Below are 11891 nucleotides of genomic sequence, written 5' to 3'. Positions count from 1 at the left end.
GAAAGGGCAGGAATAGCGCGGCCTTCAGTAGGGGAATGTGTTTCCCCTGCTGAAGGCCGCGCTATTCCTGTCTGCTGTCTGACCGCACCTTTCGTTTCGGATTGCTACCCAAGTAGCACAATGCGATGCTGCGTCCCGTCTGCTGCTAGAACTATCAGGTCACCGTGAGGTGCCAATTCCTTGGCCAATGCGGCGAGTCGCACTGCTGCGTTGACTGCGTCCGTTTGGGTTTGGTCACGTGTTAGCTTGATCAGTGCATCGGTGGCGCGAGGGGTCAGGTTGGAAGAGCGGCATCACCCAAGACCAGGCAGGGACGGCGATCAACGTCAGTGCCTCGCTGATCGCGGCGATCGAGAACGGCCGGTTGGTCCCACAGCCTGACACCGCTGCCCAGCTAGACGACCTGTTTGGCACTGGTGACAAGGTCCAGCGAGCCGCTAACGAGGCGCGCGATGACGCGCGTCCGACGTGGCTGCGACCTTGGACAGACCACGAGCAGCGGGCTGTGCTGCTGCGCACCTTCGAGTCAATGCTGGTCCCCGGACTGCTTCAGACCGAGGCGTACGCCCGCGCCGTACTGCGCGGAAGCCGGCTGTCGCACGACGAGGTCGAGCGCACGACTCAAGTTCGCCATGAGCGCCAGGCCGCAACCGTCGAGCAGGACGACGCCCCGATGCTCTCCGCCGTGCTCGGCGAGTTCGCGCTTACCTGCGGGCCGCCCGATGTTCTCGGTCCTCAACTGAAGCATCTGCTGGACATGAGCGAGCGCCCGAAGGTGCAAATCCTGGTTGTGCCTCGGAGCGCTGGCCTTCATGCTGGCCTTGCCGGCGCGTTCGTGCTCGCGACCCTCCCTGCGAAGGGCCGGACGGGATACGTCGATGACCAACTACGGGGTCGGTTGGTGGTTGAGGGCGGGGACCTCGATCGGCTGGAAGTAGCGTGGGAGATCGTCACCGGGTTAGCCGTGCCGGTGCACCTGTCAAGGGACCTCATAGTGAAAGCAATCGAAGATCATGACTGACCTGGCCCCCGAGTGGCGCAAGAGCACTCGTAGCAGCGGGAATCAGGGAAACTGTGTGGACGTGGCTGACAACATCGCCAGCCACGTCCTCGTCCGCGACAGCAAGGACCCGGCGGGACCGGCCCTGACTTTCGGCCCCGAGGCGTGGCGGGCCTTCGTCGGCTTCGCCAAGCAGGGCTAGCAGACCTCGCACCTCGCCCCCGTGCCCGACAGGTGCGGGGGCGTTGCCATGCCCGCCGGCACGCCGAGACATCAGGGGAGCCGCCCGCATCCCGCCTCCCCGGCACACCAAACGGCTGGCTAGGCTGCCGCCGGGGGTGATCGCCGTGCGACCGGAGACGATCATGCGTCGGGTCGGACGACCGGCCACGACAAGCACGACAACATCGGGCAACGGCTCGAGCCGGGTGCGGCTGGGCAGCGGCACGGCCAACGCGGCCGGGCTGGCCGCCGGCTACGCGCTCGACGCGCTCTTCGGCGACCCCCGTCGACTGCACCCGGTCGCCGGATTCGGACAGGCGGCGGCCGCTCTCGAAAGCCGGCTCTACCGTCCGAACCGCTCGGCGGGAGCGGCGTACGCGGCGCTGGCGGTGGGCGTACCGGTGCTGGTGGCGGTGGCCGCCGCGACCGCGACCCGGCAGCGGCCGATCGCCCGTGCGGCGCTGGTCGCGGCCGGCACCTGGACCGTGCTCGGCGGCCGGACCCTGCGGCACGAGGCGACGGTGATGGGCCGGGCACTGCGCCAGGGCGACCTGCCGGCGGCCCGGGGCCGGCTGAACCACCTCTGCGGACGGGACCCGTCGATGCTGGACGAGCCCGAGCTGGCCCGCGCGACGGTCGAGTCGGTGGCCGAGAACACCTCCGACGCCGTGGTCGCGCCCCTGGTCTGGGGTGCCGTGGCGGGACTCCCCGGACTGATCGGATACCGGGCGGCGAACACCCTCGACGCTATGGTCGGGCACCGGTCGCCCCGGTACGCGCGCTTCGGCACCGCCGCCGCCCGCCTCGACGACCTGCTCAACCTGGTGCCGTCCCGGCTGACCGCGCTGCTCACCATCGTCAGCGCGCCGACCGTACGTGGCGACCGGGGCCGCGCCTGGCGGATCTGGCGCCGGGACCGGCACGACCACCCCAGCCCGAACGCCGGACAGTGCGAGTCGGCGATGGCCGGCGCGCTCGGGGTGCGGCTCGGCGGTCGCAACATCTACTTCGGCCGGTCCGAGGCCCGCCCCTTCCTCGGTGACGGGCCCCGGCCGGAGGCGCGGCACATCCGTCGTGCCGCCCGGCTCTCCGGCACCGTCGGGCTGGCCGCGCTGGGCGTCGCGGTGACGTACGCGATCACCGCCCGACCCCGGCGGGCGCTGCTCGGCGGTCTGGCCCGGGTGGTCCGGTCCCGGGTGCTGCGCCCCGGCCCGCCTCCCGGGGTACGCCGATGAGCGGCGGCCTGCTCGTCGCCGGGACCACCTCCGACGCCGGCAAGAGCGTCCTCACCGCCGGCATCTGCCGCTGGTTGTTCCGGCGCGGGGTCAAGGTCGCCCCGTTCAAGGCGCAGAACATGTCCAACAACTCGGCAGTGGTGGTCGGACCGGACGGCCGGGGCGGCGAGATCGGCCGGGCCCAGGCCATGCAGGCCGCCGCCTGCGGGCTCGCCCCCGACCTGCGCTTCAACCCGGTGCTGCTCAAGCCCGGCAGCGACCTGTCCAGCCAGGTCGTGCTCCTGGGCGAGGCGCTGCGGGAGCCGGCCGCGCCACCCGGGGTGGGCACGCAACCCGGGGTGGGCGCCGACGGGACCCCGGCACCCGGGACCACCTCGATCACCGCCACCAACTTCCGGACGCTGCGACCCCGGCTCGCCCGGACCGCCTTCGCCGCCCTGGCCGAACTGCGCGCCGAGTACGACGTGGTGATCTGCGAGGGGGCCGGCAGCCCGGCCGAGATCAACCTGCGGGACACCGACTACGTCAACATGGGGCTGGCCCGGCACGCGGCCCTGCCCACCATCGTCGTCGCCGACATCGACCGGGGCGGTGTCTTCGCGTCGCTGTTCGGCACCGTCGCGCTGCTCGACGCCGCCGACCAGGCACTCATCGCCGGCTTTGTGATCAACAAGTTCCGGGGGGACCTCGGTCTGCTCCAACCCGGCATCGACATGCTCGGCAACGTCACCGGCCGCCCCACGTACGGGGTGCTGCCCTGGGACCGGGACCTGTGGCTCGACGCCGAGGACTCGCTCGCGTACGACCGGCTGCTCGGGCGGCCGGCGTCGCCACGCGGCACCGAGTGGCTCGACGTGGCGGTGGTCCGGTTGCCCCGCATCTCCAACGCCACCGACCTGGAGGCACTCGCCACCGAACCCGGGGTACGCGTCCGGCTCACCGTCGAACCGGGCGAGGTCGCCGCCGCCGACCTGGTTGTGCTCCCCGGCACCAAGTCCACCGTGGACGACCTGGCGTGGCTGCGCCGTACCGGCCTCGCCGACGCGGTGCTCGCACACGCCGCCGCCGGCCGGCCGCTGCTCGGCATCTGCGGCGGGTTCCAGATGCTGTCCCGCGTCATCCACGACGAGGTGGAGAGCCGACGGGGCACCGTCGAAGGGCTCGGCCTGCTGCCGATCGAGATCGCGTTCGACCCGCGCAAGACGGTGACCCGATCGGTGGGCACGGCCTTCGACTCGCTTCCGGTGCACGGCTACGAGATCCACCACGGGTACGTCTCCGACACCGACCCCGGGCTGCCGCCGCTGCTGACGTACGCCGACGGGCGTACCGAAGGGGCGAACCTCGGCGCCGTACTCGGCACCCACTGGCACGGGGCGTTCGAGTCCGACGGGTTCCGTCGCCGGTTCCTGACCGAGGCGGCCCGGCTCGCCGGCCGGCACGGTTTCCAGGTGGCGCCGGACACCTCCTTCGCCGCCGCCCGGGAACGGACCCTGGACCTCCTCGGCGACCTGGTGGAGGAGCACCTCGACACCGACGCGCTCTGGCGTCTGGTCGACGGCGGCCCCCCGGCCGACCTGCCCTTCATCCCGCCGGGCGCACCACCTGCCGGTTGACGCACCACCCGCCGCTCGCGCGACGGGGCGGGCGGTAGCGTGCCGGGGTGGCCGAGTGGGTGGAGACGTTTCCGGAGCTGGCACGACGAATCATGGGACGGCCGGCCCGACTCGGACGGACCCGGTTGGTCGCGGTCGACGGTCCCAGCGGCGCGGGTAAGAGCGTCTTCGCCGGCCGTCTCGCCGCCGCGCTCACCGCGTTGCCGGCGCCGGCCGAACTGCCGGGCGACGCCCCGCTCGACCCGCCGGAGCTGCTGCCGGGCGAGCACGTGCCGGTGGTGCGGACCGATGACCTGCTCGCCGGTTGGGACGACCAGCTCAGCTTCTGGCCCAGGCTGGACGAGTGGGTGTTGACTCCGCTGCGGGCCGCGCGGCCCGGACGCTACCGTCGCTACGACTGGACCAGGGCCGCCTTCGGCCCCGACTGGGTGACCGTGCCGCCCGCGCCGGTGGTGGTCATCGAGGGGGTCAGCTCCAGCCGGGCCGGTATCGCCCCGGAGCTGAGCTTGGCGATCTTCGTGACCGCGCCGCCCCGGCTGCGGCTGGACCGGGTGTTGACCCGTGACGGGGCGGCGGTGTTGCCGGACCTGACCCGGTGGCGGCAGGGAGAGCGCCGGCACTTCGACGCGGACGCCACAGCCGATCGGGCCGACCTCGTGGTCGACGGTGCTCCCGGCGCCGCCGCCGGCACGGACCCGGCGGTCGCCACGGATCCAGCGGTCGCCACGGATCCAGCGGTCGCCACCGACCCGGTCGACGATTCGATCACCGCGCTCGACCCGGATGTCCACTACGTTCGATTGCGGTGAGTGGCACCACCCCGGCGACACTCCCGGTTGAACCGGTTCGGCGGGCTCCCCGGGCGGGCCACGGTAAGTCCGGCCTACGATTCCGGTCATGACCAGACCGATCTTCACCGAGGCCGGGTTGCGGGCCGCGATCGAGCGGGAACTGCCGGGCGTCCGGGCCGACCTCGAACGCCTCGTCCGGATCCCCGGCATCGCGTTCGACGGCTTCGACCACTCACACGTGGAGCGCTCCGCCGAGGCCGTCGCCGAGCTGTTGCGCGGCTGCTCGCTCGACGTACGCATCGTGCGCTCCGGCGGGCAGCCCGCGGTCATCGGTCGGCGCGCCGCACCGCCCGGGGCGCCGACCGTGCTGCTCTACGCCCACCACGACGTCCAGCCCGTCGGCGACATCTCCCTGTGGGAGAGCGACCCGTTCGAGCCGGTCGAGCGGGACGGCCGCCTCTACGGGCGGGGCGCGGCCGACGACAAGGCCGGGATCATGGCCCACGTCGCCGCGCTCCGGGCGTTCGGTGACGACCTGCCGGTCGGTGTCGTCCTGTTCATCGAGGGCGAGGAGGAGTACGGCTCCGACTCGCTGGAGCGGCTCCTCCGGGAACACCGCGACGAGATCGCCTCGGACGTCATCGTCATCGCCGACTCCGGCAACTGGGACATCGGCGTACCGGCGCTGACCACCTCGCTGCGCGGCATCGTGAACTGTTTCGTCGAGATCCGTACGCTCGAACACGCCATCCACAGCGGCATGTTCGGCGGCGCGGTGCCGGACGCGCTGACCGCCCTGACCCGGTTGCTCGCGACCCTGCACGACGAGCACGGCGACGTCGCGGTGGACGGTCTGATCAGCCGGGGTGGCGCGACGGTCGACTACCCGGAGGACCGGCTCCGGCACGAGTCCGGGCTGGTCGACGGCGTCTCCTTCATCGGCACCGGTCGGCTCACCGACCGGATCTGGACCAAGCCGGCGCTGGCGATCCTCGCCATCGACGCGCCGCCGACGACCGGGGCACCGAACGCGCTGGTGCCGGCGGCCAAGGCGAAGCTGAGCGTCCGGCTGGCCCCGGGCGACAACCCCAAGCAGGCGTACGCCGCGCTCCGGTCGCACCTGGAGAAGCACGCGCCGTGGGGTACGACCGCCGTCGTCACGATCGAGCACGACGGTGACCCGTGCGTGATCGACGCCTCCGGACCGTACTTCGACGCCGCCCGGGGTGCCTTCGAGGCGGCCTGGGACGGGGTGAAGCCGGTCGACATCGGGGTCGGCGGCTCGATCCCGTTCATCGCCACCTTCCAGGAGATGTTCCCGGCGGCGGCGATTCTGGTCACCGGGGTCGAGGACCCGTACGCGCGGGCGCACGGGCCGAACGAGAGCCTGCACCTGGGTGAGTTCGCCCGGGTCTGCCTGGCCGAGACGCTGCTGCTGGCCAAGGTCGCGGAGGCGGCCGCCGCCGACCGCTGACCGTCGATCGCCAACAACGTGGGCCGTGGCCAGGGGTTCCTGGTCGCGGCCCACGATCGTGTGGAGACAACCCGCCGAGCGGAAAAAGGCGAAGTTCGTGCGTACGTCCCGAGTCGCGCGGTATGGTCTCGAACATGCGTACGAACGAGGCGATAACGCGGCTCGACGCCGCTGTCAGTGCTCTGGGGGACGTCAACGTCTCCGCGTGGTCCGAGGAAACCCTGAAGGACCAGCTTGGCGAGCTTTCCAGCGTCCTCTGCGCGCTCGACGCCGTCCTCTCCCGGGTCGCCGACGAGGTGCGGGCCCGGGGGCTGCGGATCGAGGAGCCCGCCTCCGCGTAGCTTCAGCCACGTCCTGTCGGGGGTGGCTGCCAGGATGGGGGCGTGCGGTTCCTCGACCTGGTGGCCACCTCGGCCGCCGTCAGTGCGACCTCCGGCCGGCGGGCGAAGGTCGAGCTGCTCGCCGCCGCCCTCCGTGGCCTGGCCCCGGACGAGATCCCGGCCGGTTCCGCCTACCTCGCCGGTGAGCTGCGCCAACGCCAGACCGGGGTCGGTTACGCCGCGCTGCGTGAGCTGCCACCACCGGCGGCACAGCCGGTGCTGACCGTCACCGACGTCGACACCGCCATCGACGCCATCGCCGCGGTGGCCGGCCCCGGATCACAGGCCCGCCGCCGCGAACTGCTCGGCCGGCTCTTCACCGCCGCCACCGCCGACGAGCAGCAGATGCTGGTCCGGCTCTTCAGCGGCGAACTGCGCCAGGGTGCCCAGGCCGGGCTCCTGGCCGACGCCATCGCCCGCGCCGCCGAGGTGCCGCTCCCCGCCGTACGCCGGGCGTTGCTGCTCACCGGCGACCTGAAGATGGTCGCCGCGACGGCGCTGACCGGCGGCGCCGCCGCCCTCGGTGAGATCACCCTGAGGGTCGGCCGACCGCTCGCCCCGATGCTCGCGCAGAGCGCCCCCTCGGTCGACCAGGCCCTGGCGGTGACCGGAACGCCGGCCGTGGTCGACGTCAAGCTCGACGGCATCCGGATCCAGGTGCACCGCTCCGGTGACGAGATCGCCGTCTTCACCCGCAGCCTCGACGAGATCACCTCCCGGGTGCCGGAAGTGGTCGCGGCCGTCCGCACCCTGCCGGCCCGCGAGATCGTGCTCGACGGCGAGGCGATCGCGCTGGATGCCGCCGGTCGACCCCGGCCGTTCCAGGAGACGGCGAGCCGGGCGGCGACCCGGGCGGCGACCCGGGGCGCCCGCCCGAGCGCAACCGCCGGCCTCTCCGCCGAGGTCGCCGCCGAACAGTCGGCGAACGAGCCGGTGCGGTCGTTCGGTGCCGCGCCGGTCGGCCCGGCGGCGCCCGCCGATCGGGCGACACCGACGGACTCGGCGACGACGACCGGACGGGCCGGGCATCAGGAACCAGCCACCCCGGTCGGCCCCGCACCGGCCCAGTTGCCGGCCCCGGTCCGTCCCGCTCCGGCCGCGCCAGCGGTACGCGCGGCGGCCGGCAGCACCGGCACCAGCGTGCTCACCCCGTACTTCTTCGACCTGCTCCACCTCGACGGCACGGACCTGCTCGACGCCCCCGGCCGGGAGCGCTGGGCGGCCCTGGCCGAGACGGTCGCCGCACCCCAACTCGTCGGGCGGGTGACCGTGGAGAACGTGCTCGCCGCCGCCGACGCTTTCGCCGCCGCGCTCGACGCAGGGCAGGAGGGCGTGGTGGTCAAGTCGCCCGACGCGCCGTACGAGGCCGGCCGGCGCGGCGGCGGCTGGATCAAGGTCAAACCCCGGCACACCCTGGACCTGGTGGTGCTCGCGGTGGAATGGGGCAGCGGCCGGCGTCGGGGTCTGCTGTCGAACCTGCACCTCGGCGCCCGTGACCCGGACACCGGCGGTTTTGTCATGCTCGGCAAGACCTTCAAGGGCCTCACCGACGAGTTGCTGCGCTGGCAGACCGAACGCTTCCTCGAACTGGCCGTCGAGCGCGGCGACTGGGTGGTCCGGGTCCGGCCGGAGCAGGTGGTCGAGATCGCCTTCGACGGGGTGCAGACCAGCCCCCGCTACCCGGGCGGGATGGCGTTACGGTTCGCCCGGGTGGTCCGCTACCGCGACGACAAGAGCGCCGCCGAGGCGGACACCATCGACATGGTCCGCGCCATCCACACCGGCCGGGTCGGCGGCTGACGTCAGCGCGGCAACCGGTCGGGCCCGCCCGAATCAGGCCGGTTCGGCAGCCCGGTCCCGGCTGCGCGGGGTGCGGTCGTCGGTCTTCGACTTGTTGTCACCAAGCGCCTCGCGGCGGGCCAGCCAGCCGAAACCGTAGAGGGTCATCAGGGCGAAGAGCCACCACTGGATCACGTAGCCGGCGTTCTGCCAGTTGTTCTCATGCTGGATCGGCACCGCCGCGAACGTGGGGTCGGCCGCCGGGGTCTGCTCGTCGAGCAGCAGGTACGCGCCGTAGATCGGGTACGGCAGTTCGCCGGCCAGGCGCGGCAGTGCGATCCGACGGGTCTCCAGCCTGCCGTCGCGACGATCGACCACGCCCGGCTTGCTCTCCGACAGGTGCACCCGGCCCACCACGGTCACCTGCCCGGTGGGGATCGCCGGCAGTTCCGGCTGGGCGGTGGCCGAACCCGGCGGCGGCGGCACCCAGCCGTGGTCGACCAGCACCGCGCTGCCGTCAGCGAGAAGCAACGGTGTGACCACCTCGAAGCCGACCCGGCTGTCGACCGTACGGCCGCGTACGACGATCGTGTTGGTGTCGTCGTACCGCCCGGTCACTGTCACCCGGGTCCAGGCCGCGTCCTTCTCCGGTGCGGGTCCAGCCACCCCGGCCGATCCGCCGGCCGTCGGCAACACGTCGGCCAGTGGGGCCGGCGCCACCCGGTCCGCGGCGTCGATCCGTTCGTTGATCGCGGACCGCTCCCGGTAGCGACTCAGCTGCCAGTTGCCGAGCAGCACCATCACCGTCGCCGCGACCAGCGTCAGGGCGAAGATGCCCAGCCAGCGTGGGGTGAGCAGGAAGCGGTACACGAGACGAGGTTACCCGTATGACCGCGACCACTACGCCGGTGCCCGGATTGGCGGCAGGCGGCCATTCACGACGCCCGGTATCGTCACGGCCGGCGAACCGGTTGCCGGGTCGCCCGCTCCGCCCTTTGTGCCCACGGTCCGGGACGAGGGCCGGCCGGGTGTGGCAACCGTTACCCCACTGCACAACGTTCAATACCTGACAGCAGCGCCACCATCGACCGCCACCCGTCTCGCCCCGATCCGTCCGCCCCCGAGGAGCCGACCATGACCGCCGTGCCGCGCGTGCTGGTGAGCGCGCCTTCCTCCGGACACGGTAAGACCGCGGTCGCCGTCGGTCTGCTCGCCGCGTACGCCGCCCGGGGGCTCGACGCCGCCGGCTTCAAGGTGGGCCCGGACCAGACCGACGCCGCGTACCTCGGACTCGCCGCTGGTCGGCCGGGGCGCAATCTCGACCCTCGGCTGGTCGGCCCGCACCGGGTCGCCCCGATCTTCGCGTACGGCGCGACCGGCGCCGACGTGGCGGTGGTCGAGGGCACCATGGGGCTCTTCGACAGTCTCGCCGGACGCTCCGAGACCGACTCCACCGCCGCCGTCGCGACCGCGCTGCGTACGCCGGTGGTGCTGGTCGTCGACGTGGCGGCGATGGGCCAGTCGGTGGCCGCGCTGGTGCACGGGTTCCGGGCGTACGACGAGATGCTCTGGCTCGGCGGGGTGATCCTCAACCGGGTCGCCTCGGACCGGCACGAGCAACTGCTCCGGGAGGCCCTCGACGACATCGGCGTACCGGTCTTCGGTGCGCTGCGCCGGCACGAACTGCCCGCCGCGCTCCCCTCCCGCCAGCACGGTGTGGTGCCGGTGCTGCACCGGGGCGTGGACGCGTACCGGGGGGTGCGCCGGCTGGGTGAGGCGATCGCCGCCACGGTGGACCTCGACCGGCTCCTCAGCCTGGCCCGGTCGGCGCCCCGGCTCGCCACCGAGCCATGGTCGGCGGCGGAGGCACTGGCCCAGGCCCGTGCGGCGGCACCGTTGCCGCCCGGACCGGCGCCGCGCGGTCCCGGCCAGGGCGCGCCAGGTCAGGCCGGTCCGGGGCAGCCTCCGATGGTGCCCGGCAGTGGTGCCGGCGGCCGGCGGCCCGTGATCGCGCTCGCCGGCACCGCGGCGCTCTCCTACTCCTACCCGGAGACCGCCGAGCTGTTGGCCGCTGCCGGCGCGGAGGTGGTGCCGGTCGACCCGTTGCAGGACGAGGAGTTGCCGGAGGGGACCGAGGCGCTGGTCGTCGGGGGTGGGCTGCCCGAGTCGTACGCGGAGGAACTGTCGGCGAACCGGCGGCTCGCCGCGGCGGTGGCCGAACTCGCCCGTTCCGGTCGGCCGGTGCTCGCCGAGGGCGCCGGGGCGCTCTGGCTGGCCCGGGAGTTCGACGGCCGGCCGATGTGCGGGGTGTTCGACGCGACCGGGGTGAGCACCGACCGGATCGTGGTCGGCTATCGCGAGGCGACCGCCCGTGCGGCCAGCGTGGTCGCCCCGCTCGGTGCCCGGCTGGTCGGTTACAAGCAGCACCGGGGTCTGCTCGACCCCCGCGCCGGGCAGACCCCGGCCTGGAGCTGGGGCGGCGGCACCCCGGAGGGGTTCGTCTGGCGGCAGGTGCACGCCTCGCAGCTGATCCTCCACTGGGCGGGTGCCCCGGAGATCGCGGGACGACTGGTCGGGGCGCTCGCCGTGCCTGGCCCGCTGGCGCCGCGTGCGGGGGCGGAGCCCGCAGCCGGGGTCCGGAACGGTCCGGTAGCCGGTCCCCGGGCGCCCCGGGCGGGGGCGGAGCCGGTCGGAGGGCTGCGGCTGGTGCCGTCGAACCGGCCGGCCGACCCGGTGCAGTCGGGTGCCCGACCCGGTCAGGGTGAGCGGCCGGTGCCGGGCGGCCCGGACGGTGGGCGGTCGGCGTGACCGGGGAGGTGGCGGTCCGCCGTTTTCCGACCCTGACCGTTTCCACTCCGCGGGCACACGTACGGCCGTTGCTGGCCGCCGACGTCCCGGCGGTCGCGGAGATCTTCGCCGACAAACTGACCCAGCGTTGGTTGCCGCTGCCCGAGTCGTCGGGCCCGATCAATGCTGTCGCCTGGTGCACGGAGATGGCCAAGGAGCGGCGGGACAGTGGCAACGGCGACCACTACGGGGTGATCCGTCGGGAGGACGACCGGCTGGTCGGCGCCCTCTGGACCAAGCGGACCGACTGGTCCGGCCGGACCACCGAGGTCTGCTACGCGGTGGCGCCCGAGGCGCGCGGGTACGGGCTGGCAGCCGAGGCGGTGCTCGCCCTGGCGATCGCGTTGATCCTCGAGCACGGGTTCCAGCGGCTGGAACTGCGGGTGGCGCCGGGCAACATCGCCTCCCGTCGGGTCGCCGAGAAGGCTGGTTTCAGCTACGAGGGGCTGCTGCGCAACGCCGGGTACGCCCAGGGTGGCCGGGTGGACCTGGAGTCCTGGTCGTTCGTCTCCGCCGACCTCCGCTAGCAGGTAAGGAAGGGCCCCTT

Annotated in this window: 11 protein-coding genes; 10 read left to right on the top strand and 1 reads right to left on the bottom strand. The window is 73.1% G+C overall.

Features of this window, described 5'->3' with window-relative positions; translation table 11 throughout:
* The first annotated feature begins 253 nt into the window (after positions 1-253).
* From BDK92_RS10840 to BDK92_RS10805, 8 genes are all read left to right on the top strand, one after another.
* On the top strand, positions 254-1021 hold the full coding sequence (locus tag BDK92_RS10840) for a helix-turn-helix domain-containing protein (RefSeq protein ID WP_121156594.1): 768 nt from the start codon (positions 254-256) through the stop codon (positions 1019-1021).
* Entirely contained in the window at positions 1014-1202 is a 189-nt protein-coding gene (locus BDK92_RS10835; protein ID WP_121156593.1) for a DUF397 domain-containing protein, read from the top strand. The genes BDK92_RS10840 and BDK92_RS10835 overlap by 8 nt, the downstream gene beginning before the upstream one ends.
* 136 nt (positions 1203-1338) lie before the next feature.
* On the top strand, positions 1339-2457 hold the full coding sequence (locus tag BDK92_RS10830; RefSeq protein WP_246016953.1) for a cobalamin biosynthesis protein: 1119 nt from the start codon (positions 1339-1341) through the stop codon (positions 2455-2457).
* Entirely contained in the window at positions 2454-4073 is a 1620-nt protein-coding gene (locus BDK92_RS10825; protein ID WP_121156592.1) for a cobyric acid synthase, read from the top strand. The genes BDK92_RS10830 and BDK92_RS10825 overlap by 4 nt, the downstream gene beginning before the upstream one ends.
* Positions 4074-4132: 59 nt before the next feature.
* Positions 4133-4882: a uridine kinase family protein gene (locus BDK92_RS10820; RefSeq protein ID WP_246017506.1), complete on the top strand. Its 750-nt coding sequence runs from the start codon at positions 4133-4135 to the stop codon at positions 4880-4882.
* 88 nt (positions 4883-4970) lie between these two features.
* On the top strand, positions 4971-6338 hold the full coding sequence (locus BDK92_RS10815; RefSeq protein WP_121156591.1) for a dipeptidase: 1368 nt from the start codon (positions 4971-4973) through the stop codon (positions 6336-6338).
* 134 nt (positions 6339-6472) lie between these two features.
* The gene (locus BDK92_RS10810; RefSeq protein WP_121161955.1) at positions 6473-6679 is read left to right on the top strand and encodes a hypothetical protein; all 207 of its coding nucleotides are present in this window, start codon (positions 6473-6475) and stop codon (positions 6677-6679) included.
* 42 nt (positions 6680-6721) lie between these two features.
* Positions 6722-8518 (top strand): ATP-dependent DNA ligase, encoded by a 1797-nt coding sequence (locus tag BDK92_RS10805; RefSeq protein ID WP_121156590.1) that lies wholly within the window; start codon positions 6722-6724, stop codon positions 8516-8518.
* A gap of 33 nt (positions 8519-8551) precedes the next feature.
* Here BDK92_RS10805 and BDK92_RS10800 read toward each other — a convergent pair whose 3' ends face one another.
* Complete coding sequence (locus tag BDK92_RS10800) at positions 8552-9367, bottom strand: SURF1 family cytochrome oxidase biogenesis protein (RefSeq protein WP_121156589.1); 816 nt, start codon at positions 9365-9367, stop codon at positions 8552-8554.
* A 264-nt stretch (positions 9368-9631) separates the two neighbouring features.
* Between BDK92_RS10800 and BDK92_RS10795 the strand changes: the two genes are divergently transcribed.
* Together BDK92_RS10795 and BDK92_RS10790 are read left to right on the top strand one after the other, a co-directional pair.
* Complete coding sequence (locus BDK92_RS10795; protein WP_121156588.1) at positions 9632-11305, top strand: cobyrinic acid a,c-diamide synthase CobB; 1674 nt, start codon at positions 9632-9634, stop codon at positions 11303-11305.
* On the top strand, positions 11302-11871 hold the full coding sequence (locus BDK92_RS10790) for a GNAT family N-acetyltransferase (RefSeq protein WP_121156587.1): 570 nt from the start codon (positions 11302-11304) through the stop codon (positions 11869-11871). Before BDK92_RS10795 ends, BDK92_RS10790 begins: the two co-directional genes overlap by 4 nt.
* Positions 11872-11891 lie beyond the last annotated feature (20 nt).

It is taken from the genome of Micromonospora pisi (genome assembly GCF_003633685.1).
Lineage (GTDB): Bacteria > Actinomycetota > Actinomycetes > Mycobacteriales > Micromonosporaceae > Micromonospora_G > Micromonospora_G pisi.
Note: the sequence above shows the minus strand (reverse complement) of the source record. Positions and strands in the feature narration are given on the sequence as shown.